The 25,387-nt window shown below is 59.7% G+C and carries 18 protein-coding genes; 14 read left to right on the plus strand and 4 right to left on the minus strand.

Annotated elements, in window-relative coordinates; translation table 11 throughout:
• Window positions 1–3: 3 nt before the first annotated feature.
• Complete coding sequence (purN, locus tag Enr8_RS22305) at window positions 4–636, plus strand: phosphoribosylglycinamide formyltransferase (protein WP_146435983.1); 633 nt, start codon at window positions 4–6, stop codon at window positions 634–636.
• 296 nt (window positions 637–932) lie between these two features.
• On the opposite strand, the gene Enr8_RS22310 is transcribed toward purN, so the two are convergent.
• On the minus strand, window positions 933–1,688 hold the full coding sequence (locus Enr8_RS22310) for a ThuA domain-containing protein (protein ID WP_146435985.1): 756 nt from the start codon (window positions 1,686–1,688) through the stop codon (window positions 933–935).
• 225 nt (window positions 1,689–1,913) lie between these two features.
• Window positions 1,914–3,086, minus strand: coding sequence for a XylR family transcriptional regulator (locus tag Enr8_RS22315; protein ID WP_146435988.1), 1,173 nt, complete (start codon window positions 3,084–3,086; stop codon window positions 1,914–1,916).
• 329 nt (window positions 3,087–3,415) lie between these two features.
• Between Enr8_RS22315 and Enr8_RS22320 the strand changes: the two genes are divergently transcribed.
• The 3 genes from Enr8_RS22320 (at window position 3,416) to pckA (ending at window position 9,154) form a co-directional block, all read left to right on the plus strand.
• Window positions 3,416–5,830 carry a PSD1 and planctomycete cytochrome C domain-containing protein gene (locus Enr8_RS22320; protein WP_146435990.1) on the plus strand — a complete coding sequence of 805 codons (2,415 nt, stop codon included), beginning with the start codon at window positions 3,416–3,418 and terminating at the stop codon, window positions 5,828–5,830.
• A 66-nt stretch (window positions 5,831–5,896) separates the two neighbouring features.
• Window positions 5,897–7,363 carry a DUF1501 domain-containing protein gene (locus Enr8_RS22325; protein ID WP_146435992.1) on the plus strand — a complete coding sequence of 489 codons (1,467 nt, stop codon included), beginning with the start codon at window positions 5,897–5,899 and terminating at the stop codon, window positions 7,361–7,363.
• Window positions 7,364–7,564: 201 nt separating this feature from the next.
• Complete coding sequence (gene pckA / locus Enr8_RS22330) at window positions 7,565–9,154, plus strand: phosphoenolpyruvate carboxykinase (ATP) (protein ID WP_146435994.1); 1,590 nt, start codon at window positions 7,565–7,567, stop codon at window positions 9,152–9,154.
• A 474-nt stretch (window positions 9,155–9,628) separates the two neighbouring features.
• Here the strand turns inward: pckA and Enr8_RS22335 are convergent, their stop codons facing one another.
• Window positions 9,629–10,327 carry a hypothetical protein gene (locus tag Enr8_RS22335; protein WP_146435997.1) on the minus strand — a complete coding sequence of 233 codons (699 nt, stop codon included), beginning with the start codon at window positions 10,325–10,327 and terminating at the stop codon, window positions 9,629–9,631.
• A 241-nt stretch (window positions 10,328–10,568) separates the two neighbouring features.
• On the opposite strand from Enr8_RS22335, the gene Enr8_RS22340 reads away from it, so the two are divergent.
• The 4 genes from Enr8_RS22340 (at window position 10,569) to Enr8_RS22355 (ending at window position 14,053) form a co-directional block, all read left to right on the plus strand.
• Window positions 10,569–11,165, plus strand: a complete 597-nt coding sequence (locus Enr8_RS22340) for a hypothetical protein (RefSeq protein ID WP_146435999.1) — start codon at window positions 10,569–10,571, stop codon at window positions 11,163–11,165.
• Window positions 11,166–11,313: 148 nt separating this feature from the next.
• Window positions 11,314–12,141 carry a menaquinone biosynthetic enzyme MqnA/MqnD family protein gene (locus Enr8_RS22345; protein ID WP_146436001.1) on the plus strand — a complete coding sequence of 276 codons (828 nt, stop codon included), beginning with the start codon at window positions 11,314–11,316 and terminating at the stop codon, window positions 12,139–12,141.
• Window positions 12,122–13,249, plus strand: coding sequence for a cyclic dehypoxanthinyl futalosine synthase (gene mqnC, locus Enr8_RS22350; protein WP_146436003.1), 1,128 nt, complete (start codon window positions 12,122–12,124; stop codon window positions 13,247–13,249). The genes Enr8_RS22345 and mqnC overlap by 20 nt, the downstream gene beginning before the upstream one ends.
• Before the next feature lie 171 nt (window positions 13,250–13,420).
• Window positions 13,421–14,053, plus strand: coding sequence for a class I SAM-dependent methyltransferase (locus tag Enr8_RS22355; protein ID WP_146436006.1), 633 nt, complete (start codon window positions 13,421–13,423; stop codon window positions 14,051–14,053).
• A 502-nt stretch (window positions 14,054–14,555) separates the two neighbouring features.
• Here the strand turns inward: Enr8_RS22355 and Enr8_RS22360 are convergent.
• Complete coding sequence (locus tag Enr8_RS22360) at window positions 14,556–16,055, minus strand: AAA family ATPase (RefSeq protein WP_146436008.1); 1,500 nt, start codon at window positions 16,053–16,055, stop codon at window positions 14,556–14,558.
• A gap of 982 nt (window positions 16,056–17,037) precedes the next feature.
• On the opposite strand from Enr8_RS22360, the gene Enr8_RS22365 reads away from it, so the two are divergent.
• From Enr8_RS22365 to Enr8_RS22390, 6 genes are all read left to right on the plus strand, one after another.
• A complete protein-coding gene (locus Enr8_RS22365) occupies window positions 17,038–17,412 on the plus strand; it encodes a hypothetical protein (RefSeq protein ID WP_146436010.1) in 375 nt (124 codons plus the stop codon).
• Window positions 17,413–17,573: 161 nt separating this feature from the next.
• A complete protein-coding gene (locus Enr8_RS22370; protein WP_146436012.1) occupies window positions 17,574–18,992 on the plus strand; it encodes a hypothetical protein in 1,419 nt (472 codons plus the stop codon).
• Window positions 18,993–19,283: 291 nt separating this feature from the next.
• Window positions 19,284–20,228, plus strand: a complete 945-nt coding sequence (locus tag Enr8_RS22375) for a YybH family protein (RefSeq protein ID WP_146436014.1) — start codon at window positions 19,284–19,286, stop codon at window positions 20,226–20,228.
• A 52-nt stretch (window positions 20,229–20,280) separates the two neighbouring features.
• Window positions 20,281–21,798: a hypothetical protein gene (locus Enr8_RS22380; RefSeq protein ID WP_146436016.1), complete on the plus strand. Its 1,518-nt coding sequence runs from the start codon at window positions 20,281–20,283 to the stop codon at window positions 21,796–21,798.
• 207 nt (window positions 21,799–22,005) lie between these two features.
• Window positions 22,006–24,075, plus strand: coding sequence for a serine hydrolase (locus Enr8_RS22385; RefSeq protein ID WP_146436018.1), 2,070 nt, complete (start codon window positions 22,006–22,008; stop codon window positions 24,073–24,075).
• A gap of 37 nt (window positions 24,076–24,112) precedes the next feature.
• A complete protein-coding gene (locus tag Enr8_RS22390) occupies window positions 24,113–25,381 on the plus strand; it encodes a dipeptidase (RefSeq protein WP_146436020.1) in 1,269 nt (422 codons plus the stop codon).
• The last annotated feature ends 6 nt before the right edge of the window (window positions 25,382–25,387 follow it).

Genomic DNA, 25,387 nt, shown 5'->3' on the forward strand with positions numbered 1-25,387 from the left:
CGCATGAGCCACTCTGCCGACAACCCGCTGCGTGTGGCCGTCCTGATCTCAGGCGGCGGCACGACGCTGCGCAACCTGATCGAAAAGATCGCTACGGACAAGCTCTGGATCAAGATCGCCCTGGTCGTCGCTAGCACCGAAAAGGCGAAAGGCCAGCAGTACGCGATCGACGGAGACATCCCGATCTCGGTCGTCGATTGGAAGTCGTTCGATTCAACCGACGCGTTCAGCGAAGCGGTCTTTGGCGGTTGCCGCGCGGCCGGCGTCGACCTGGTCGTGATGGGCGGTTTCCTCAAGCATGTGCTGATCCCGGCGGACTTCGAGAACCGCGTCATCAACATCCACCCTTCGCTGATTCCCGCCTTCTGCGGCGAAGGATTCTACGGCGCCCGCGTCCATCAGGCAGCGCTCGACTACGGGGTCAAACTAAGCGGCTGCACGATTCACCTGGTCGACAACCATTACGACAATGGCCCGGTCGTCGCCCAACAGTCCGTTCCGGTCTTGGCGGACGATGACGCTGACGCACTCGCCGCGCGGGTCTTTGCAGCCGAATGCGAACTCTATCCGCAAGTGCTGCAATGGTTTGCCGAAGGCCGCGTGACGATTGACGGGCGAAAAGTCGCGGTGCGTTAGGCATCTTCACTTTCGAATAGTAGCCCGAAGCGCGAGGGCTTGTTGATTTAATCCAATTTTCCGAAATAGCAGCAGCCTTAGCGCCGCCCGACAAGTCGTAACGGCGCTTAATTGGTTGCAATTTTTGGGTTTGCGATTAAATCGACAAGCCCGCGAGCGAGGGAAATGCGGCCGCAAGTTGCTGTCGAATGTCGAAGCACGAACGACGAAACTATCTCAGTTCGTCATTCCGGTTTCGACATAGGTTATTTAGTCGAACGCATTTCCCTCGCTCGCGCTTCGGGCTACTATTGCGGCTAATCCCGCTTCTCAATCGGGCTCAACGACTCCGTCGGATTCCGACACTCGCCTAGATAGGTCGCCCCGCTCGGCTTCGCCCAGAGCGCCGCATTGGTCAGCACCTGCTGAATGTTGGCGTCGTAGTAGATCGGGTAGGTCTCATGCCCCGGGCGAAAGTAAAAGATCTTGCCGGCGCCGCGGGTGAAAGTGCAGCCGCTGCGAAAGACCTCGCCCCCCTCAAACCAACTGATGAAGATCACGTCGTCGGGCTGCGGGATATCGAAGTACTCGCCATACATCTCGGCATGCGGCAACTCAAAGTACTCGCCGCTTAGCCCGCTGGCGATCGGATGACCCGGCGCCGAAATCCACAGCCGTTCTCGTTCGCCCGCTTCCCGCCAACGGAGCGAACAGCGAGTGCCGAGCAGCCGCTTAAAGATCTTCGAGTCATGCCCCGAGTGCAGCACCACCAACCCCATTCCTTCCAGCACCCGCTGCTGCACCCGATCGACAATCTCATCCTGCACGTCGAGATGCTTGGCATGTCCCCACCAATAAAGCACATCGGTCGCGGCCAGCTTCTCGACGGTTAGTCCATGTTCTGGCTCGCCCAGCGTGGCGGTAGTCACCTCGGCGCCCGCGCCAAGTTTCTCGCGCAAGAACGTGGCGACCGCGTTGTGAATACCATCCGCGTAAAGCTTCCCAACATCCGGATTTTCCCGCTCGTGATGATATTCGTTCCAGATGCAAATCCGCAGCGGTGGGCTCGTCATAAGAATGCTCCTTCCAGGTTCCGACACACAAGAAAGAGTAACAAAGACAAGACGCCCAACACTAGCCCGCTGCGTCAGCGAGGCAATGCGGCCGCAAGTGAATGACTAATGTCTAGATCCTGATGACTAATGAAGAGGGCGTTCTTCCAGCATTGGACATTAGGGCTTAGTCATTCGACATTTCCCTATCCATTCCCTCGCTGGCGGAGCGGACGATTGTTGGGTCTACCGAAACCGCCGCGACGCGCCTTTCACATTCTGCGTGCGATACTGTCCCGGCGTTTGGCCCAGTTCGCGTTTGAAGACCACGCTCATGTATTCCGGGTGATCGTAGCCGGCGAGGGTGGCGATCCGTTCGAGCGGCAGGTCGGTTTCGCGGAGGAGTTGCCGCACTCGTTTCAGCTGGACGGCGCGGATTTCGGACTGCGGCGAACGGCCGATGTATTTGCGGAAGCGACGCTCGAGAATGCTGCGCGAGACCGGGACCTGCTTCAGCACATCTTCGACCGAGATACCGTCGCACGCGTGTTGGCGAATGTACTTCACCGCCGAGGCGACCAACGGATCATCGATCGCCAGCACGTCGGTCGATTGGCGGGTCACCACGCCGATTGGTTCGATCAGCTTGCTCATCTGCTTCGGCTCTTCGCCGCGCATCAAAGCGTCCAACATCGCCGCCGCTTCGTATCCGATCCGCTGCGGATTGGGCATGATGCTTGATAGCGGCGGGTCGCAGAGGTCGCAGACCAGCTCGTCATTGTCGACGCCGATCACAGCAATCTCTTCCGGCACCGCCACGCTGATCCGACGACAAGCGTCCAGCACATGCTGCCCCCGCATGTCGTTACAGGCCATGATCCCAATCGGCCGCGGCAGCGATTCGAGCCAACGGACGATCTGGCTTTGTTGTTCGTCCCAGGTTAGCGCAGTCGTCGTGTCCCAGGGAGAGTGATACTGGTGGAAGTCGAAGCCGGCCTTCGTGACAACCGCCTTGAACCCCTCCTGACGGCGGGTCGACCAATTATGTCCTGTAAATCCGCAGAAGGCGAAATGGCGAAAACCCCTCTCTAGAAGGTGCTGGGCGCCCATCTTGCCGACCGCTTCATGATTGGTGCCGATCTGCGGCAATCCCTGATTGCCGTAGATGTCGGTCAGGTCGACCGTCGGAATCTTCAGGGCGCGAAGTTTCTCAGCCAGACTCGGCGTTGTCGACCGGGTGATGATGCCATCCCCTTCCCATTTCTCCAACCATGCGGGGGGCCGAACAACTAGCTCACGCAGGTCGACGTAGATCGACCAAGGCTCATTCGCCACGACGTATCGATTAATTCCACGTAAAACCTCTCGTCCGTAGACCAGCGACGTTTCGACAATCAGCATCACGCGGTGACGTTCCATGGAGCGTAACAGTTCTCAAGAATCAGCAATGGAAAGAATCTCAAACCGCCAATTATGAACCACGCTGGCAGGCATACGCAATGCGATATTGAGATAGGGAACCCTTTTTTGGGTCTACATTGCCGTTTTTTCCACTTTTCGCGGCCGCGGCAGAACCGTCGCCTGCAAAACTTCTCAATTTCGGATTTCGAAAACTCATTGAATCGAAACGCTCAAACAGGAAGAATTAGATCATGACGTGACCATCCATTGTCCCTTCTGATGATTTCGTCATCCCTGCCTAACGAGAATTCCTGCCGATCACACGTCCTTTCTGACGTTTCCGGAGCATGCAATTGAGACGTTTTATCCCCAAGCTCATCTTGCCGTTGGTTTGTCTTTCGGCGCTTAGCGCAACCAGCTATGGCCAAGACGAAGTTGATTACGCGCGTGACATTCAACCGCTGCTAGCGAAACGATGTTACTCCTGTCATGGCCCCGGCGAGGGCGAATCGGGATTGCAGATCGACACCCGCGAAGGTGCGCTGTCCGAAGCCGACTCGGGCATGGCCGCGATCGTGCCGGGCAAACCGGACGAAAGCGAATTGCTGCGCCGCGTCATGTCGACCGACGAATTTGAAGTGATGCCGCCGGAAGGCAAGCCGCTGAAAAAGGAAGAGATTGATCTGCTGCGTCAATGGATCAGCGAAGGCGCCGAGTGGAAGAAGCACTGGGCGTTTGAAAAGCCGGAACCGCATACTCCGCCCGAAGTGAAGCACGCCGATCTGGTCGAAAACCCAATCGACAACTTTGTGCTCAATCGCTTGGAGAAGAACGGTCTCGAGCCGAACCCCAAAGCGAATCGTCGCACGCTGATCCGTCGCGCCTACTACGACATAACTGGCCTGCCGCCGAGCTATGAAAAGATCGAAGCGTTCGCCGCGGACGAGTCGCCCGACGCCTATGAGAAGCTCGTCGATCGTTTGCTGGCGATGCCGCAATACGGCGAACGTTGGGGGCGTCACTGGCTCGACCTGGTCCGTTTCGCCGAAACCAACAGCTTCGAGCGCGACGGCGACAAGCCTGACGCTTGGAAGTATCGCGACTACGTCATTCGTTCGCTCAACGAAGACAAACCGTACGATCAGTTTTTGATCGAACAGTTGGCAGGCGACGAGTTGCCGAACGCCACGCCCGAATCGATCATCGCGACCGGCTACTATCGCTTGGGCGTGTGGGACGACGAACCTGCCGACCCGCTGCAAGGCGAATACGATCACTACGATGACCTGGTGAACACCACCGGCAAGGCGATGTTGGGCCTAACGATCAACTGCTCGCGGTGCCACGATCACAAGATCGACCCGATTCCGCAGGCCGACTACTACAAGCTGGTCGCCCTGATGCGCGACGTCGCTCCGTATGGCGCCCGCGGCAACATCTCCAATAGCCGCCGCGAGGTCACCTCGGACGAAGTTCGCAAGCAGCATGAAGCGGCCGATCGGAAGATCGGCGACGTGCAAGGTCGACTCGACGACATCTATCGTCAGCTGGTCGACAAGTTGCCGGAAGATCAGCGGCGAGACGCTCGCAACCCGAAGAAGCGTCGTGAGTTCGCGAAGAAGATCGACGAGCTGCTCCCGGCGCAAAGCGAACAATACGCCAAGCTGCGGGAGGAACTGCAAGCCGCTCGCAACGAGAAGAACAAGCTGCCGCCGCGTCAATTTGCGATGGCGGTCAACAAGGCGCTCAATCCGCCGCCGTCGACCCACATCATGATGCGAGGCAACCCGCACGTGCCGGGCGACGAAGTGCAGCCGGGCTTCCCGGAGATCTTCGACGCGCCGGAACCGGAGATTGTTCCGCCGGCCGATGGCGAAACCTCGGGGCGTCGTTTGGCGCTGGCCAAATGGATCGCTTCGCCAGACAACATGCTGACGTCGCGGGTGATGGTCAATCGCTTCTGGCAACATCACTTCGGCCGCGGCATCGTCCGCTCGACCGACAACTTCGGCCAGCTCGGCAACCAGCCGACCCATCCGAAGCTGCTCGACTGGCTGGCTCTCGAGTTCGTCGATAGCGGCTGGAGCATGAAGAAAATGCACAAGCTGATCATGATGTCGCACACCTATCAGATGTCGTCGGCCGGTACCGCAGAAGGCCTGGCGAAAGATCCGGCGAACGATCTGATGTGGCGTCACGACATGCGTCGTCTGTCGGCCGAAGAGATTTACGACTCGTTGCTGGTCGCCAACGGCACCTTCAATGACAAGATGTATGGGCCCAGCTACTACCCGAAAGTTTCGGACGAAGTGAAAGCGGGTCAGTCGCAGCCGGGCTCGGGTTGGCACGACTCGTCGGAAGAAGAACGTGATCGCCGCGCGATTTACATCTTCGTCAAGCGTTCGCTGATTCCGCCGATGCTGGCCAACTACGACTTCCCCGAAACCGACGCTTTGTGCCCAGAACGTTTCGCCACGACGCAGCCGGCCCAGGCGCTGGGGATGCTAAATGGCGCGTTCCTGAATGAGCAAGCCAAAGAGTTTGGCGACGTGTTGCGGAAGGTAGCCCCGGGCGACGTGCGTCAGCAAGTTGCGTTATCGATTGAAAAAGGACTGGGACGTGCGGCGACCGAAGCCGACATCCAATCTGGCGAACAATTGATCGCCAAGCTGAAAGAGAAGCATTCGTTGAGCGACGATCGAGCCCTTGATCTCTACTGCTTGATGGTGCTGAACTTGAACGAATTCATTTTTATTGACTAGCCAAACTGCTTTGCGGCGGCGATCGCTGTGATCGCCGTCACCAACGCAGGAAGGGAGTGACATACGATGGCCAATTCATCACACGGCGACTTTTGCGGTCGGACGCGGCGCGAGTTCCTTTGGGAAGCAGGCGGTAAGTTTACCGGCCTCGCCCTGACGTCGATGCTGGCGCAAGATGGCTTCCTGACGAGCCAAGCGATGGGCTCGGAGTCGGGCAGCACGTTCCGGAACCCGCTGGCGGCGAAGCAACCGCACTTTCCGGCCAAGGCGAAGAGCGTCATCTTCCTGTTCATGTATGGCGGACCGAGCCACATGGACACATTCGATTACAAGCCGAAGCTGTATCCGCTGGATGGCAAGACCGTGCCGGTGAAAACCAAAGGTCGCGGCGGCGCCAAGAACAAAGGTCGCGTCGTTGGTCCGAAGTGGAAATTCAAGCAATATGGCGAGTCGGGGCAGTGGGTCTCGGACCTCTTCCCGAACCTGGCCACGTGCGTCGACGACATCGCTTTCCTGAAGTCGATGACCGCCGAATCGCCGATCCACGGCTCGGCCATGTTGAACATGAACTCGGGACGCATCCTCAGCGGTTTCCCCTGCATGGGTTCGTGGGTTAACTACGGCTTGGGCAGCGTCAACGAAAACCTGCCGGGGCACGTGGTGATGCTTGATCCGACCGGTGGTCCGATCAGCGGCGCCAAGAACTGGTCGAGCGGCTTCATGCCGGCGACCTATCAAGGCTCGATCTTCCGCTCGAAGGGAGCGCCGATCATCGACCTGAAGCCGCCGCAAGGGATCACCCGCGACATGCAGCGCGACATCCTCGACACGCTGAAGGATTCGAACGATCGCCACCTGGCGTCGCGCGTCGACAACACCGACCTGGCGGCTCGCATCGCCAGCTACGAGTTGGCCTACAAGATGCAAGAGTCAGCGCCGGAAGCGGTTGATTTTGCCGACGAGACCGACGACACCCGCAAGCTGTACGGCTTGGACGATCCGCAAACCGAGGAATTCGGCCGCCGCTGCTTGATGGCTCGCCGTCTGGTTCAGCGGGGCGTGCGTTTCGTGCAGCTCTACTCGGGCGGTCACCACAACGACAACAACTGGGACGCCCACGGCGACCTGGAGAAGAACCACAACCGGCATGCCGGTCGTACCGACAAGCCGATCGCCGGTCTGTTGAAGGACCTGAAGCGAACCGGCCTGCTGGACGAAACGCTGGTGATCTGGGGTGGTGAGTTCGGTCGCCAACCGACGGCCGAATATGCCGAAGGAACCGGCCGCGATCACAACTCGTACGGTTTCACCATGTGGATGGCTGGCGGCGGGATCAAAGGGGGCGTCTCGGTCGGGGCCACCGACGAACTGGGCGCCGAAGCGGTCGAACGCCCGCTGAAGGTGAAAGACATGCATGCGACGGTCCTACATCAGCTGGGTCTCGATCCCAATCATTTGAGCTACTTCTACAGCGGCCTGGATCAGAAGCTGGTCGGCGTCGAACATGTCGATCCGATTCACGAGATCGTCTAAAACCCAACTTCAATATCGAAGCAGCGCGAGAGCTGGCCCGCTGGGCCAGCTCTCTTTTTTTGCAAATAGCGTCCCATTTTTTGCAAATGCGCGGTTCCTGGCCTCCGCCGTCGGCCCCTCCTCTCCCTACATTCGTGGTAGGAATGTTAGAATTAAATCTGCAACTTTGGGCGGAAGGATTTCGATTCAGGAGGCAGGACGATGGGCACGACCGTAGATCTCACCCCGTATGGCATTAGTGTCGCGGATGTACGCCGCAATCTAGCCCCTTCGCGGCTTTATGAAGAAGCGATTCGCAACGACGAAAAGGCGGCCATCGCTGATTCCGGCGCCCTGATCGCCTACTCTGGCGTCAAAACCGGACGCTCTCCTCATGACAAGCGAATCGTCCGCTCTGACGAATCGGCCGACGAAATCTGGTGGGGTTCGATCAATATCCAGATCGACGAAGCGACCTACGAGATCAACCTGGAGCGGGCCAAGGACTACCTCAACACCCGCAAGGCGCTCTATGTCATCGACGCCTTCGCCGGCTGGGATCCGAAGTATCGGCTGAAAGTCCGCGTCATCTGCTCGCGTCCGTACCATGCTCTCTTCATGCACACGATGCTGATTCGCCCAACGCCGGAAGAACTGGCCGAGTTCGGCGAACCGGAGGTGGTGATCTACAACGCTGGGCAGTTTCCGGCCAATCAACACACGCCGGGGATGACGTCCAAGACGAGCGTCGACGTTAGCCTTGAAAAACGCGAAATGGTCATCCTGGGTACCGAATACGCCGGCGAAATGAAAAAGGGCGTCTTCACCATGATGAACTACTACATGCCGAAAGTCGGCGTGTTGTCGATGCATTGCTCGGCGACGACCGACCCCAAGTCGGGGCACAGTTCGGTGTTGTTTGGCCTCTCGGGCACCGGCAAGACGACCTTGTCGGCCGATCCCAAACGGCAGTTGATCGGCGACGACGAACATTGCTGGTCGGATGACGGCATCTTCAATATCGAAGGGGGCTGCTACGCCAAGGCGATCGATCTGGCGCCCGATTCCGAGCCCGAGATCTTCCAGGCCCTCCGCTTTGGCGCAGTGCTGGAAAACGTCGTCTACGACGAAGACGATCACCATGTCGACTTTAGCAATACCAGCATCACGCAAAACACCCGCGGCGCCTATCCGATCGAGTTCATTCGCAACGCCAAGATCCCCTGCGTGGCCGGGCATCCAAGCGACGTGATCTTCTTGACCTGCGACGCGTTCGGCGTGTTGCCTCCGGTCAGTCGGCTGACGCCGGAACAAGCGATGTACCACTTCATCAGCGGCTACACCGCCAAAGTCGCCGGCACCGAAATGGGCATCACCGAACCGCAGGCGACCTTCAGTCCCTGCTTTGGCGGTCCCTTCCTGGTCTGGCACCCCGGCAAATACGCTGAGCTGCTGGCCGAGAAAATGGCGAAGCACAACGCCAAGGTCTGGCTGGTCAACACTGGCTGGGCTGGCGGCGGTTATGGCGTTGGCTCTCGCTTCAAGCTGAGCTACACCCGCGCGATCATCGACGCGATCCATGCCGGCACGCTGAGCGACAGCCCCACCGAGACCGATCCCTACTTCGGCCTCGAGATGATCACCGCCGTCCCCGGCGTCCCCGGCGAACTGCTGGTTCCCAAGACCAGCTGGCCTGATTCGGCCTCCTACGCCGCCGCCGCGCAAAAACTGGCGAATCTGTTCACGGACAATTTCCAGAAGTACGCTGGCGGCGTCAGCGAGGCCGTCCTCAACGCGGGCCCTATCAAATAACGACAAATCGAAAATTCCGATGATTCGAGTAGGCCGCCAACGACTTGGCGGCCTTTCTTGCGCAGTGCCCCTTATCTGCGACAAGCGGCCCACGCCGTGGCGCAGCATGTTCCAGGAGTGCAACGCGTTCGCAATCGCATCGTTGTGCTCGAAACCGCACATCCGGCTGCCTGATAAGTCGCCCCATCAGGTAGTCGAATTTGGGCTGGATGCGTACCTTCAAACGCATCCAGCCTTTTTTCTTTTCTTGAAGGCCAACACCTCTTTGGTTAGCCGCGATAGCTGTTGCGATCGGGGTCGACGAAGTCGGCAGGAAGCATCAGGCCGAGGCCGATGCTAGAGCGGCGGCAATTGACGCCGTTTGAGCGTGGATAACCTCCGATGTAATTTCGATCTCGGCTCGATGCTTCCGACGGCTGCGCCGCCCCGATAGCGAGAGCTATCGCGGCTAACCATCTCTTGAACGACGCCTTCTTACGGTTCCCACCACTTCGGGCAATGGGCCGACAGGTTCATCGCCAGGCGCAACACGACCGTCACGATCAGGTAGGACGCGTAAATCATAAACCCAACGAAGAAGTCGACTTCAAAGCAGCCCATCGCCGCCCCAGCCCCAGCGGCGATACAGACCGAGACCCAGAGGAGCAGATACGGGAACTCATCTTCGTTGATTCCGACGTACGGAATTACAAACGCGTACAACCCCCACAGCACCGCGAACGCCATCGAGCAGAGCGCCACGCGGATCCACAAGTCCGTTCCCTGGAACGGCTCCAGCTCATCATTCCGCGCGAACCAATAGGCGCCATAGACAATCGGCAGCGCCAGCGCGAGCGAGCCGATGATCAGGATCGGCGTCTTCGAGGCGTCCTCCATCGGGCGGACCACGAAGTACGCCAGGGCCAACACCAGCAGCGCCGCGAAGAGCACGATCGCCAGGACCGTCGGCGAGAACTTGGCGTCTTCTCGCTTGATCGGTTCAAAGACCAGTCGCCCGGCCGTGTCTTTGACGCCTCCAAACGACTCCTTCTCATGAATCACGACCTGCTCGTCCATCGCCGGCACGCGGATCGTCTTCTTGCAGCTTGGACAGGGCCCCTCTTTGCCGGCAAATTTCTCGCTGACTTCGTACCGTTTAAAACAATGGGGACAAGTAACGCGTATTTTGTTCATGAGGGAGAATATTCCGGTCGAGAAAAGCAGGAAAGTCGCTGCGTCTAGTTTGGCGTCCTACGCCGGCCCGTCAAGCAATGGGAGGGCAAACAACCTTTCGGCCCAACCAATAACGGAAAGACAAGATAAAGTCGTGGCGCTTCTTCATAAATTTGCGTTACACACACTGGCTACTAAACTAGAATATGCGGCAAAAAGCGGCCTCAGATCGATTGCCGCGGTTGTTTGCGATGAGGTATACGTGTCTACATCCAAAGAAAAAGATCTGGTCTTTCTCTGTCCGAACGGACACAAGCTTCACGCCCCGCGTAAGCTGCAAGGACAAGCGGGCCAGTGCCCTCATTGTAACGTGAAATTTCGGGTTCCGGTGGTCGATGGCGAAGATCCCACCGTCGGCGGCGACGCCTCGCGGCTCGATTCGTCCGTCGACGTCTCCAACGCGGCCAACAAACTGATCGGTCCCAGCCTCAGCAGCATCTTTGACTCCTCCCCGACCGAGGTCGGCACTCGCGACGAAGCCGGCGCCTCCAACGTGCTTGGCCCCAGCGCCTCGCGCGGGTCGTCCCCCAGCGTCTTCGGCGCCCACAGCAAGCTCTTTCAAGAGTTTCTCCGACTTTGGAGCCTCCGCCGCGCGGGCGCAACGGTCGAAATTCACCTGCCGGAAGGGGAAATCTACGTCCCTGAGTACTTCTCGCCCTCTCGCTCTTCCGCCGAATTTGGCTTCTTCGCCCGTAGTCCCCAGCCGGGCGACTACGCGATCAATCTGATTCCGTGGCACTGCGTCTGCCGCATCGTGCTGACCGGCATCAAAGAGCTGCCATCCGACTTGGCTGGTTAATCGGCGTTGCACTTGTGCGGTTAACCCCTTAACAGGGTGTATGTTGCGCCGCGATACACGCCTGGGCGAACGCTGCCGGCCACGTTAAAATGGGCCCGCAGAGAAGCAACCCGAGCGACGCGACCAATTCGATAGGCGCCAGGTACAGATGCAGGCAGACTCGACAATCCGCGTCGGCAGAATCCGAGTCGGCGCCGTCCGGTACTTAAATACCAAGCCGCTGGTTCACGGACTGGCCGCCGCCAACCCCGACATTGATCTGTCGTTCGATCTGCCGAGCCGGCTGGCCGATAAACTGGCCAGCGGCGATCTGGACGTCGCACTGATCCCCTCGGTCGAATTCTTCCAAGATCCCAGCTACTCGATCGTTTCCGACGCCTGTATCGCCTGCCGCGGCCCGGTCTGGAGCGTCAAGATCTTCTTCCGCAAGCCGCCGGCCGAGGTTCGCACCTTGGCGTTGGACGAAGGCTCCCGCACCAGCGCCGCCCTTTCCAAAGTCTTGCTATCCGAACGTTTCGACTTGAAACCGCAAACCGTGCCGCTGCCGATCGATTCTGGTTTTGACTCGGTCGACGCCGACGCGGTGCTGATCATCGGCGATCGGGCGATCCACGCCCCGGCCGGCGACTTCGTCGAAATCTGGGATCTCGGCCAGGTTTGGCGACAGTGGTCGGGCAAGCCGTTTGTGTTCGCCGCTTGGGTCGCTCGGCCCGAGTTCGATACGCCGCAAATCGCCGCCGCCCTCTCGGCCGCCCGGGATGCCGGTCTTGCGCATCTGCAGGAAATCGCCGCCGCCGAAGCGCCACGGCATCGCCTGACAGCCGAGCAGTGCTTAACATACCTGCGAGACAATTTACACTTTACCTTGGGGCCCGACGAAGAGAGCGGTTTGTCCCTGTTTCACGCCCACGCGGTGCAGCGAGGTCTAGCGCCGCCGAACGATCGATGGACGCATCATGATTGCGAAGCTACTTGATAAAGCGGTCGCCGGAGAACGTCTGACCCCGGCCGAAGGTTTGCAGTTGCTCCAGTCGCATGACCTGGTCGCTTTGGGCCGGGCCGCCGACGCCGTCACGCGCCGACTCCACCCCGAGGACTACCGCACCTACAACATCGATCGCAACATCAACTACACCAACGTCTGCACCGCGGTTTGCGATTTCTGCGCTTTCTATCGCGGTCCCAAAAGCGAAGAAGGCTATGTCCTCTCGCAAGACCAACTGGTCGCCAAGGTGCAAGAAACGCTGGAACTGGGGGGCGAGCAGATTTTGCTGCAAGGCGGTCTCCACCCCAGCTTCAAGCTCGAGTGGTACGAAGAGATGCTCTCCGATCTGAAGCGTCGCTTTCCCACGGTCAACCTGCACGCTTTCAGCCCGCCCGAGATCTACCACTTCACCAAGGTCAACAAGCTTTCCTTGCGCGAAGTCCTCTCGCGTCTGAAAGACGCCGGCCTCGGCAGCTTGCCAGGCGGCGGCGCCGAGATCCTGGTCGATCGCGTCCGCAACGAAATCACCCGCGGCAAAGTGATGACCGACGATTGGCTTGATGTGATGCGCGTCTGGCACGAGTTGGGCGGACGCAGCTCGGCCACGATGATGTTCGGCCATGTCGAAACGCTCGAAGAACGGATCGAACATCTCGAACGGGTTCGCCAACTGCAGGACGAAACCGGCGGCTTTACCGCATTCATCTGCTGGACCTTCCAGCCCGACCATACCGACATGGCCGACATCGCCCCGTCCGGCTCGTTTGAGTACCTGAAGACGCAAGCGGTCTCGCGGCTCTATCTCGACAACATTCAAAACGTCCAATCGAGCTGGGTCACCCAAGGCCTGAAAATGGGCCAGCTGGCCCTGCTCTACGGCGCCAACGACATGGGCAGCCTGATGATCGAGGAAAACGTCGTCGCCGAAGCCGGCACGGTCCATTACCTGACCCTCGACCAAATCCGCGACTCGATCAGCGAACTCGGCTTCACCCCGCGACAACGCAACGTTCATTACCAATTGATCCCGGTAGAACAAGAAGTCAAAGCGATCGAAGCCAACCGCGCCCGCGATCAACAACTGCTGCAACTCGCGTAACAAGTCGGCAATCGTAGCGCGAGGCGCGAGCGAGGGAAAAGCGACGTCCACTCCCAAGGACGAACGTCGCCCCCGTTCGAACGGCCCCCCTCGTCTTCTTCGCGAACCTTCTTCCGCCACCGCGTCTCTTTGCCGCTGTACCTTTCGCTTCCTCCAACAGACCGACACCCGATGCCCAACGAATGGTCCAAACCCGAGCATTCCCTCGCCTACATGCGGCGCGCCAAACGTCAAACGCAGCGTCAAATGGGGGACGAAACGCTGCTGGCCGAGCTGCCCGCCGATACCCGCCGGGTGCTGGATCTCGGCTGTGGCGCGGGGCATTTGATCGGGTTGGCGCTGCAGCGTTTCCCGCAAGCGACCGGCGTCGGCCTCGACTTCTCGGCGACGATGCTCGACCTGGCCCGCCAGCAGTTCACCGGCGAAACGCGGGTTGAATGGATCGAGCGGAGCCTCGACGATCCTCTCCCCCAGCTTGGCACCTTGGACGCCATCATCTCCAGCTTCGCCATCCACCACTGCAGCGATTCCCGAAAACGAGCCATCTACCAGGAAGCCTTCGCCGAGCTTCGTCCCGGCGGCGTCTTTTGCAACCTGGAACATGTCGCCTCGCCGACGGTGACGATGCACGAAAGATTCTTGAGCGAACTCCACATCCCGCTGGAAGATGACGACCCGTCCAACCAACTTCTCGATCTCCATACGCAACTCACTTGGCTCCGCGAAATTGGTTATGAGGAAGTCGACTGCTACTGGAAGTGGCGCGAAATGGCCCTGCTGATCGGCAAACGCCCAAAGTTGTAGCCCGACGCGCCAGCCGAGGGAATGCGGCGTCCATTCCCAATGACGAATGTCGAAACCAGAATGACGAATCAATTCCCAAAGCCCGAATGACGAACCGGACTGGACGATTCTCATTGTCCCGGGTGGCCCGACCAGTCTGCCAAGACTGGTTGGGTTGCGCAGCAACAAGATGCCTCACCATTCGGTCTGTACAACGACATCCGCAACCATCCCCAATCGCCCACAATCTTCAGGCCCAACGGGCCGGCCCTAAAGTGGCCCAGGGCGAAGTCGCGCTTCGCGACGCAGCCCTGGGTTAGGCGATCGAACAAAACGCCAAGCCCTGCAGGGGGATCTAACCGGCGTCATGTGGGATCGCGACAACATAAATCCGCGCGGCGCCAAACGCCCATCTGCCGCCGGACCGGACCATTTATCTTTTTTAGATCGCCCCCTTGGGGCTTTTGATTCTCGCTTGCAACGTTTACCCAGGGCTGCGTCGCTGGCGCGACTCCACCCTGGGCTACTTTAGCGCGGCCCGTTGGGCCTTTTTTCTTAACCGCTGTTTGCGTATGCGTTTTGGCTGGCCCCTCCGGGGGCTTGGGTCTTCGGGACTGGACTGTCTCGCTGATTCGTGCGGTTCGACGGGACTGGACCGTTTTGATTTTTCGGCGACGGGACTCGTGGACGACTCTTTTTTGTTCGCGGCGTTGTTGATGACTTGATTGTCGACGTCGTTTGGTGGGGTCTTGGTCCGCACAGCGGACCCTACGGGCGGTTTGTGCAACTCGGGCGGACGGGACTGGACTGTTTCGTTTTTTTCGGTCGGTGGACTTGGTTCCTGCTTGACGTTCTTGTCTTCGGCAGGCACGGCCTGCCCTACGCTGGAGGTCGCTTCTTTTTTCAATTGGAAAGTGGCGAAGCCGCTTCGCCGGGCGGGGGTTACTTTTTCGATTTCGCCGGCTTCTTCTAGCCGCTCCCACGCGGCGGCGAACATCGTGCCGTTCATCCCGGCATGTTCGCGCACCGTTTGCTTCATCGCTCGGTCGGGGCCGAGGTTTTCGATCACGACGCGCAGTTTGGCGTCGTGCCGCTCGTCGCGGGTCAGCGCTTCGCGGGCGGCTTGTTCGTTCTTTAGCGACGAAGGGGAACGAACATTGGTCTGCCATCTTCGGCCATTGGCATCATTCAGACGACCTTCTTCGACATCAACGCCCCACAGGTCATCTTGCCCGGCGTCGCCGCCGACGGTTAGCCACAACTTGTGCTGCCCGCTGCCCAGTTCATAACTTTGGCGGCGATTGACCAGCAGCCATTGCCGGGCCAGATCGTGACAGCCGGCGCTTTGCAAGTCGGTCACGTCGAGCGTTCGCGGGCGAATCGTCTTGCGCGTCGCGCAGCACAGAATCGGCGTCGCGCCGCACTCAAGACAACAGCGGATCATCGCCTGCAGGTGCAACGTGTGGGCCTGCTTGGTTTTGGCCGCGACGTCGAGCGGATCGATCATCACCACTTCCAACTCGTACTTGCCGATCCAAGTCCGCAGTTGCCGCAGTTGCGTTTCCAGATTCACGCTCGCCCCTTGCAGCGCGCAGACGAACCGCGGCGTTTCTTCCCGCTGTTTGCTGGTCATCCACCGCCGCGTCAGGTCGACTAGCGATCGCTTCGCTTGTTCGCCGCTGAAGAACCCAACGCGAAATTTTCGCTGGAGCGCGAATCGCCCTAAGAATTTGCAGCCTGTCGACAGGGCCGCCACCAGGTCGACCGCCAGCGACGTTTTCAAACATTTGCTCGGCCCGCAGATGACCGCCGGAGCGCCGCGCGAGAGCACGCCAGGCACCAGCCACTCGACCTCGTTCGCCTGATCGAGCAGTTCGACCGAGGTGAACTCTTGCAGCGGTTTGTTGGTCGCTTCAAACCGGTCGACTGCCGCCTCGATCATCGGATCAGGCACGGCGACCGGAAACATCCCTTCCCCTTGCAACAACTCCCGCATCCGCTCGATCCGCTCACTACGATTCATGATTTTGCCTCCGAGAAAAGTTGAACGCGAAACCGACAGGAATGAGAAAAGAGGCCTGAATGAGAAGCAGGGTCTGGTCTCTTTTTCGCGAGTAAGGTTCCCACACGCGCAGCACGCGACCGCGAAAAAGCGACCTGACCCTTTTTCGAAGCGTGCGCGCAAACGCGCTGCCGTGGTCCGCACCGCGGACCCTACGAATTATTTCGAATCGTGATGTCGAAAACGCTGCACCAAGACACTGCTGGACAAGCCAGCAGTGGCACACGTTTCGAACTAAAAACGACTACGTCAAATGGCCACGGCGAAGAGCGTCGCCGGCCGGCGGGAAGAAACGACGGGCATCCGTCACCCATGTTGCGAGAGGCATTAGCCCAAAAGTCGAGTAATTTGTCAAACTGATTTTGACCCGAGAAAACAAGGGTGAAAACGCACGAAATAGTAGCCCGAAGCGCGAGCGAGGGAAATGCGGACGGAAGCAAAGCGGAAAGCGGAAAAATACTAACCCGAGTCGCGAGCCGAGGGAATGCGGCGTCCATTCCAAAGGACGAATGCCGAACCCCGAATGTCGAATCAAATCCGGATGCCCGAATGACGAACGCCATGAGGCCCGGAGGGCCGGTCCAATCTAGCCTGGGGCGCAGTCGCGCCAGGCGACGCAGCCCCAGGTCAGTGCGTGAAATCAATCGTTGACGTTGGACGGGATCGTTCGTTCGTTTGGATCGCCCCTCCGGGGCTTTCGATCAGGATGGCGACGTGACCTGGGGCTGCGCCCCAGGCTAGGTTGGATCGGCCCTCCGGGCCTGAAAACGGATGGGGGCGTTGTTGGCGGGGCAATCCGGACCTGACCGACATAACAGGGTCCCCTTCTCGGCGACACTCCCTCCACCTCGATTGCACCAGCTTGAGGTGCGTTAGAATCGTCTTTTCTGACGTGACGTTGTTCGTAGTTCTTCGTAAGACAACCTGTTCTCACGAGATAAAGATGGCGAACTTTCGCTGTGAGCGTATTCTACTTCGCCTGAATGAAATGATTCGCGACTTCGACCCCAACGGCGGTCTCGATCACGAAGAGCTCGCTTGGTCGTTAGGGGATCAAACGGATTATGGTCCCAATGATCCGCAAATGTGGGACTACGTCGTTGGGCCGGGTGAACGACCTCGCTGGCACTCCGCGATGGCTGGACTGAATACCTTACGTAGCCTGATAGAGCGTCTGGAGAATCCAGCTTTCTCGGCACAGCGAACGCCCGAAGCGGTTCAATCGCAACTGGTCGCCCTGCGAGCGTTGGAAGAGAAACTGGATCGGATCGATACCTACGATCGGAAGTTCTATCTGTTAGCCAAGGATTTAGGATAGCGGTCTCCGCGCCCTAAATTCCCCTGCACGGCATTTTTCTCGCTGACGGTTTGGGGACAAAGCCCATTTCTTCCTTGCATTCCCCCGGGCGATGCTCGATAACAGACGGACCTAGATCTCACGCGATATCTTGCCTCCTATTCCCGCCTGGAGATCCGCTAATGAAGTCGCCGTTTGGTCTGCTGTCGTTGGTTGTCATCACTTGCCTGTTCGCTCAGTCCTCTTTGGCAGGTGAGTTGCGATTGGCGACGTTTGCAATCGACGCCTCGCCGGAGGTTGGTTCGCCGCTAGCCTACGATCCGACGAAGGAAGTTACCTGGCCGCTTAGTTGTCGCGGGGTGGTGCTGACTGGCGCCGACAAGCCGATCGTGTTGTGTGCGGTCGATTGGATTGGGATTGCGAATGACTCCAGCCGATTGTTTCGCCAAAAACTGGCCGATGCGACCGGGACGACGATCGACCGAGTGGCGGTCCATACCTTGCATCAGCATGACGCGCCCCGTTGCGATTTTGGGGCGGCGAAGATCTTGGCGAAGTACAACGCCGAGAAGGTTCACTACGACGTCGAGTTTCTCCACGAGGTGATCGACCGCGCGGCCGCAGCCGCCAAAGCGTCGCTGCAGACTTCGACGTCGATTACCAGCCTGGCAATTGGTGCGGCCGAAGTGAACGATGTCGCCTCGAATCGCCGGATGCTCGACGCCGAGGGAAAAGTGGCGATCACGCGCTATACCGCCTGCAAGGATCCCAAGATTCGCAGCTTGCCGGTCGGCGTCATCGATCCAATGTTGCGACTGGTCACGTTTTACCAAGGGGAAAAACCGGTCGCCGTGATCACCACCTACGCGACCCATCCGCAAAGTTACTACCGCACCGGCGGCGCCAATCCCGACTTCCCCGGCATGGCTCGCGACATGCGACAAGAGACGACCGGCGTATTTCATCTTCACTTCAATGGAGCTGGCGGCAATATTGGCGCCGGCAAGTTTAATGACGGCTCGCGAGAAAATCGTCAGGTGTTGGCCGACAAAGTCGCCGACGCCATGCGGCGTGCCTGGGAGTCGCAGACCAAAACGCCAATCACCGCCGACGACGTCGGTTGGAACAGCGTCGCCGTTTTGCTGCCGGCCGCGGCGCATCTGGATGGCGAAGCCTTGGCGAAAGAAATCGCCAGCGAAGCGACGCCGCCTGCGTTGCGGGGGCACGCCGCCGACAAGCTCTCGTTTTCCAACAGCTTGAAGTCGGGCGAAAAAATCACGATCGGCTGCTTGAGCTTGGGCGATACCCGCGTCTTATTCATGCCGGGCGAGTTGTTCGTCGAGTATCAACTGGCCGCCCAGCAAATGCGGCCCGACCAGAACGTGTTGATGGCCGCCTATGGCGATTATGGTCCGTTTTACATCGGCACTCGGATCGCCTATTGGCAGGGGGGCTACGAGACCAGCGAGCGGGCGACCAACGTGTCGCCCGAGGTAGAACAGGTGCTGACCACCGCGATCGCGACCCTTCTGGAGGTTCCCGATACCCAAGTTCGGCCCAATGATTTCACCGACACGACCGGACCTGGCCTACCGCAATAGTCGCCCAACGCGATAAACCAGGCAAATCGCGTTGCGTCCACGCATCATAAAACGTTCACTTCTTCGCGGCTTATAGTAGAAATACTGCATCAACGCGGCGATTCTTTGCCAAGTTGCGACAGTATTTTCTCTCTTTGCTCATTTCAATCCGGTATCTTAAAGGTGGGCCTGCCAGAAAAACGGCTTCCTAGATTCGCCAAACGAACGGCTGCGGCGCCCGGCGCTGGCTGACCAGCGCCCCCCCGGCGGCGGCTGTTCTCTCCCACACACAACTGGATTGGAGGTGCGTTGATGACGACATCCGCGAAAGCCCTCGCTGCGCTGCTGCTGCTCGCGATCCCAGCCTACGGCCAAGAGGTAAAACCGCCCACCAAAGAGACGCAACCGGCCGAAACCGCGGCGCCCAAGGCGTCTCTCAACCAAGACGAAACCGCCATTGCGGCGGCGATTGAGTCATACGTGATCGCCTTCAACAAAGGGGACGCAGAAACGCTGGCGGCCCACTGGACGCCTGAGGGGACCTTCACCCCGCCTGGCGGCGAAACGCTAATCGGACGCAAAGCGCTGCAGGAGAGCTTTGCCGCCTACTTCGCCGAAAACAAAGAGGCGAAGATTGAACTGCTGGAGACCGCGGTCACCCAGGTCTCGCCCAGCGTCGCCAAGGAAGCGGGCGTCGCCCGGGTGATTGTGCCTGGCGGCGAGCCGAGCGACACCACCTATACCGCGATCCATGTCAAAACGTCGGAAGGTTGGAAGATCGACAGCATCGCCGAGCAAGCGCCCGCCGCGCTGCCGCCGAGTCATTATGAAGAACTGCAGGCGCTAGAGTGGATGGTCGGCCGGTGGGTCGATGCGGACGAAGCGTCTTCGATCGAGTCGACGACCCAGTGGACCAAGAACCGCAACTTTCTGACGACCTCGTTCAAAGTGGTGGTCGACGGGCAGGTTGAGTTTGAGGGGACGCAGGTGATCGGCTGGGATCCATACGCCCAGACGATTCGCTCGTGGGTGTTCGATTCGGACGGCGGTTTTGGGGCTGGACGGTGGACCAACCAAGGCAACCTGTGGACCGTGCAAACGATCAATGTCCTTTCGGATGGACGCCGCGGCTCGGCAACCCACATCTACGAGTCGATCGACGACAACACGATGCGGTTTGAATCGATCGGCCGCCAAGTCGATGGCGAACTGATGCCGAGCATCCCGCCGGTCACCGTGACGCGCGTCGCTGAGTAAGACTCCGCCGCGTCGTTTCGTTCCCCCAAACATCCCAATAGGAATCTTTCCCATGACTTTCAAATATGCAATCGGCGTCGCCGTCGTCCTGGCGGCTTCCCTTTCCGTAACGGACATATGGGCCCGCGGAGGTCGCTCCGGCGGCGGCGGTGGAGGCGGTCGCGTTGGCGGCGGGGGCGGCATCTCGCGTCCCAGCGGCGGCGGTGGAATTTCGCGTCCCAGCCCGGCGTCGCGCACCCCTTCGATGAGTCGCCCTTCCGCGTCGCGGCCGAGCGTCTCGCGGCCGAACATTTCGGCGCCTAGCGCTTCGCGGCCGAGCGTTTCTCGCCCTGACCATTCCAACCGCCCCAGCATCAATCGCCCATCGACCGGCGGCAATACGCCGAATCTCTCTCGTCCCGATTTGTCGAATCGGCCGAACATCAATCGTCCCACGACCGGCGATCGGCCGAACCTGACGAAGCCCGATCTCTCGAACCGCCCGAACTTGAATCGGCCCACGACCGGTGATCGGCCGAATTTGACCAAGCCTGACTTCGCCAACCGGCCCGACCTGAATCGTCCCGGAAGTGGCAATCGCCCTGACCTGTCGAACCGCCCGAACTTTTCGAGTCGGCCTTCTGGCGACGACCTGAAGAACTTCCTCGATTTGCCCGGCGGGGGAACGCGCCCCGGAACCGGTGATCGTCCTGACTTCGCCAATCGCCCCAACCTGGGCGACAAGACGAACATCGGCGATCGCGTCAATATCGGCGGCGGCGACAAAACGAATATCGGGGGAGATCGCATCAACATTGGAGGCGGCGATCGAACCAACATCAACATCGGCGGCGGCAACAAGGTCAACATTGGCAACCGCGAAAACAACATCAATTCAATTCGCGATCACTGGTCGAACTACGACAACCGCCACTTTGGCAATCGGCCGTTCGGCAACGACTGGTGGGGCAATCCGCACTACCGCAACAATCCGTCCTGGCGGTGGCAAGCCGGTTGGAACCGCTACCCCGGCAACTGGTGCTGGCGACCGGCGGCGTGGGCTTCGTTTGGCACTTGGTTCGTCTGGAACTGGTCACAGCCGGTCGTTTATGACTATGGCACGAACGTCGTTTATCGCGACAACTACGTCTACGTCAACGATCAGCAAACGGTCACTTACGAGCAGTACTACCAACAGGCCGACACGATCGCCGCCAGCATTCCGGCCGAGGCCGATCCTGCCGAAATCGAGTGGATGCCGCTCGGCGTGTTTGCGATCGCCGAAGAGAACGCCGTCGACACCGGCATGCTGATCCAACTGGCGGTCAGCAAAGACGGCATCATCGCCGGCACGTTTTATAACGACGCGACCGACGATGGTCGTCCGTTGCAAGGAATGGTCGACAAAGACTCGCAGCGGGCCGCCTGGAAGTTCGCCGATGGCAAAAATCCGGACATCGTGATGGAGACGGCGATTTACAACCTGACGCAGGACGAATCGACGGCGCTGGTCCACTTTGGCGAGGACCGCACCGAGTCTTGGCTGATGGTTCGCTTGCCAGAACCGGAGTCCGACGCGACGACCAAATAGCGGCGTCGCTGGCCGCAGACAACCGCACCGACCGGGCGATTCCCTACGAGATCGCCCGATTTTTTCGTGCGCGGTCCCGCCAAGCGTCTTGCGCAATTGGGATATATTTATGCGCATCCTATCACTTGGGATTCTCCCTCGCTCAGCCTACCATCGAAGCTATCTCCTGACATAAACTTCGCCCATTTCTCGCTCAGACCGAACTGTATGACGCCGCAGCTTCGCCCTCGACTTCGCTTGCTCGTTTTGCTCACGATCGCCGTCTTCTTCGCTAATTCCCCAGTTAGTGCGAAGCCGCCGGAAGATCGCCAGCAAATCGAAGCGGATTTGGCCGAAGCGCTCCTGCCCGCGCTGAAACGCCATCGAGGCGAAGCGGCGGTCGTCATCAAACATCTGCCTAGCGGCGCGACCTTCGCCTTTCATGGCGATCGCCCTCAATCAACCGCCAGCCTGATCAAGTTGCCGCTGCTGATGGCGCTGTACCAGGCGGTCAACGAGAAACAGGTGACGCTCGACGCGCTGGTCGAAATGAAAAAAGAAGACCAGGTCCCTGGCTCCGGCATTTTGACTGGCCACTTCTCGCCGGGGCTGAAGCTTTCGGTCCGCGACGCCGCTCACCTGATGGTCACCTACTCCGACAACACCGCGACCAACCTGGTCATCGACCAAGTTGGCCTGCCGGCGACCCGCAAGTTGATGAAGACGCTCGATTGCCCCAGCACGCAGCTCAACTCGAAGGTCTTCCGCCGCGACACCTCGATCGACATCGAAAGCAGCAAGCAGTACGGCCTGGGCGTTACCTCGTGCGACGACATGATTCGCCTGCTGGAGCTGCTGCACAAGGGCGAGTTTATAGACAAAGCGACCTCGCAGGCAATCATCGACCAGCTCGCCTTCGTCAACGACAAGTCGAAGGTGACCCGTTTTCTGCCCCCCGGCGTCAAACCGGCGCACAAGACCGGCGCCGTCAATGACGCCCGCACCGACGCCGGTATCATCCCGCTGCCGGAAGGGGCGCTGCTGTTTTGCGTGTTGACGCAGCAGAATGAAGACCGCAGTTGGGGGGACAAGAACGAAGCCGAACTGCTGGCCGCCGAAATCGGCCAGGTCGCTTACCATTATTTCGCCGATGGCAAGATCACCGCACCCGCCCCGACCAGCACGACGCTCGCCCTCGGCGCTGAAGGAGAGTTGGTCGAAGCGCTGCAGCGGACGCTCAACGCCCGGATGAAACCATCGCCCCAGTTAGGCGTCGACGGCGACTTCGGTCCCAATACCGAAGCGGCGCTGATCCGCTTTCAATCGGACAAGGGGCTGATCGCCAATGGCGCCGTCGATCGTCAGGTCTGGAAGGCGCTCGGTCCGCTGGTGACCGAAGACGAAGCGGTCGCCGACATCGCCGAAGTCAACGCCGCCGTCGCCACCAAGGCCCCGGCCGATTCGCTCGAAGGTTTGCCGTTCGTCACGGCCAAGGCCTGGACGGTGATCGACCTCGACAGCGGTAAGACGCTGGGCGGCGACAATGCCGACGGAGTTCGCGACCCGGCCAGCGTCACCAAGATCATGACCGCCTATCTCGTGTTGCAGATGGCCGAGGAATCGCCGGAGTTGCTGGACGAAATCGTCACCTTCTCGCAGCGAGCCGACAAGACGCCAGGCTCAACCTCCGGCTTAAAAGTGGGAGAACAGGTCTCCGTCGGCGAGTTGCTGTACGGCTTGATGCTCCCTTCGGGCAATGACGCGTCGGTCGCCCTGGCCGAACATTTCGGCGATCGCCTATCCCCCGATCCGGCGAAGAAAGGACACGACGGCTTTGTCGCCGCGATGAATAGCCAAGCCGAAAAGCTCGGCATGACCCAGACCGGCTACGCGAACCCGCACGGGCTGACCGCCAAAGGGCATGTCACCACCGCCGCCGATATGGCGAAGCTGGGCCGAGCCGCGATGCAACTGGAGCGGTTCCGCGAGATCGTCGCCACGCCGCAGCGCGGCGCCACCGTCGAGTCAAAGACCGGCTACCAGCGGAACGTCATCTGGCGAAACACCAATCGCCTGCTGCACCAGGAAGGCTATTTCGGTGTGAAGACCGGCACCACCGGCCAGGCAGGCGCCTGCCTGGTTTCCTGCTGCGAGCGAGACGGCAAACGCGTGCTCATGGTGGCGCTTGGTTCCAGTTCGACCGACTCCCGCTACGCTGATACCCGCAACCTCTATCGCTGGCTCTGGAACGAGTTGGCCAGCCAACCGGCCGAACCAGCGAAACCCATTGGCGGCTAACGGCTCTACCGCTTCTCTACTTTGACTGAATTGATACATGCACGACAACCATATATCCTGGCTGGCCGCGGCGCTGGTCACCTTGGCAGGCGTCTCCCCAATCCTGGCCGAGGACTCCACCTTCCAGCCGACTCCTCCCCAGTCGCGCGGCGACGTCGTCCTGACCGACGAAGCGAAGAAGTTGCACGAGGCGCTGCTGATGATCGACGGGCACAACGACATGCCGTGGGAGATCCGCATCAAGGGCTCCAGCGATTTCGACAAGCTCGACATCAGCAAACCGCAACCGAAACTGCACACCGATATTCCACGACTGCGCGAAGGAAACGTCGGCGCCCAGTTCTGGTCGGTTTGGGTTCCGGTGTCGACGGGCTACGATGGCACGGCGCTATTGTCGACGCTAGAGCAGATTGATCTGGTCAAAGCGATGATCAAGCGGTACCCAGACGATATGGAACTGGCCCTGACGGTCGACGATATCGAGCGGATCTCGAAGGAAGGCAAGATCGCCTCGCTGATCGGCGTCGAAGGGGGACACTGCATCGAGGATTCGATCGGCAACCTCGAACGCCTGTATGACCTGGGCGCTCGCTACATGACGCTCACCCACAGCGCCAGTCTCAGTTGGGCCGACAGTTGCACCGGCGAGAAGATCAGCGGCGGGCTCAACCCGTTCGGCGTGCATGTGGTCGAAACGATGAATCGCTTGGGGATGATGGTCGACGTTTCGCACGTTTCTCCGGCGACGGCGCATGCGGCGCTCGACGCCAGTAAGGCGCCGGTCATCTTCTCGCATTCGTCCGCAGCCGCGATCGCCGCATCGCCGCGCAACGTTCCCGACGACGTCCTGAAGCGGATGCCGGAAAACGGCGGCGTCGTGATGGTCAACTTTTTCTCGTCGTTCATCGTGCCGGAATCGGTCGCCCGTTATGAAGAAGGGAAAGCCCTGGAAAAGGAACTGACCGAAAAACATGGCGCCGAGCAGGCGGCCGTTTTGCTGCGTCGCTGGAAGAGCAAGAATCCGCAGCTGCCCGGCAACATCCACGACCTGCTTGACCACATCGATCACATCGTCAAAGTCGCCGGTTGGCGGCATGTTGGCATCGGATCGGACTACGACGGCGTCACGCTGGTGCCGAAAGGACTGGAAGACGTCAGCCGCTATCCCTACATCACGCAAGGTTTGCTCGACCGCGGCTACACGCCCGAGCAGATCAAAGCGATCATGGGCGGCAACCTGATCCGCGCGATGCGCGAAGTCGAAGCGACCGCCAAAAAGCTGCAAGCGCAAGCGGCGGCGAAGTAACGGCAG

Source organism: Blastopirellula retiformator, assembly GCF_007859755.1.
Lineage (GTDB): Bacteria > Planctomycetota > Planctomycetia > Pirellulales > Pirellulaceae > Blastopirellula > Blastopirellula retiformator.

Excerpts from the sequence above, each read along its gene's own strand:
- Enr8_RS22355 (WP_146436006.1), top strand. The coding sequence starts at position 13,421 with ATGCCCAACGAATGGTCCAAACCCGAGCATTCCCTCGCCTACATGCGG.
- pckA (WP_146435994.1), top strand. The coding sequence starts at position 7,565 with ATGGGCACGACCGTAGATCTCACCCCGTATGGCATTAGTGTCGCGGAT.
- Enr8_RS22390 (WP_146436020.1), top strand. The coding sequence starts at position 24,113 with ATGCACGACAACCATATATCCTGGCTGGCCGCGGCGCTGGTCACCTTG.
- mqnC (WP_146436003.1), top strand. The coding sequence starts at position 12,122 with ATGATTGCGAAGCTACTTGATAAAGCGGTCGCCGGAGAACGTCTGACC.
- Enr8_RS22325 (WP_146435992.1), top strand. The coding sequence starts at position 5,897 with ATGGCCAATTCATCACACGGCGACTTTTGCGGTCGGACGCGGCGCGAG.
- Enr8_RS22385 (WP_146436018.1), top strand. The coding sequence starts at position 22,006 with ATGACGCCGCAGCTTCGCCCTCGACTTCGCTTGCTCGTTTTGCTCACG.
- Enr8_RS22310 (WP_146435985.1), bottom strand. The coding sequence starts at position 1,688 with ATGACGAGCCCACCGCTGCGGATTTGCATCTGGAACGAATATCATCAC.
- Enr8_RS22320 (WP_146435990.1), top strand. The coding sequence starts at position 3,416 with ATGCAATTGAGACGTTTTATCCCCAAGCTCATCTTGCCGTTGGTTTGT.
- Enr8_RS22380 (WP_146436016.1), top strand. The coding sequence starts at position 20,281 with ATGACTTTCAAATATGCAATCGGCGTCGCCGTCGTCCTGGCGGCTTCC.
- Enr8_RS22360 (WP_146436008.1), bottom strand. The coding sequence starts at position 16,055 with ATGAATCGTAGTGAGCGGATCGAGCGGATGCGGGAGTTGTTGCAAGGG.
- Enr8_RS22375 (WP_146436014.1), top strand. The coding sequence starts at position 19,284 with ATGACGACATCCGCGAAAGCCCTCGCTGCGCTGCTGCTGCTCGCGATC.
- Enr8_RS22335 (WP_146435997.1), bottom strand. The coding sequence starts at position 10,327 with ATGAACAAAATACGCGTTACTTGTCCCCATTGTTTTAAACGGTACGAA.
- Enr8_RS22345 (WP_146436001.1), top strand. The coding sequence starts at position 11,314 with ATGCAGGCAGACTCGACAATCCGCGTCGGCAGAATCCGAGTCGGCGCC.
- Enr8_RS22370 (WP_146436012.1), top strand. The coding sequence starts at position 17,574 with ATGAAGTCGCCGTTTGGTCTGCTGTCGTTGGTTGTCATCACTTGCCTG.
- Enr8_RS22365 (WP_146436010.1), top strand. The coding sequence starts at position 17,038 with ATGGCGAACTTTCGCTGTGAGCGTATTCTACTTCGCCTGAATGAAATG.
- purN (WP_146435983.1), top strand. The coding sequence starts at position 4 with ATGAGCCACTCTGCCGACAACCCGCTGCGTGTGGCCGTCCTGATCTCA.
- Enr8_RS22315 (WP_146435988.1), bottom strand. The coding sequence starts at position 3,086 with ATGGAACGTCACCGCGTGATGCTGATTGTCGAAACGTCGCTGGTCTAC.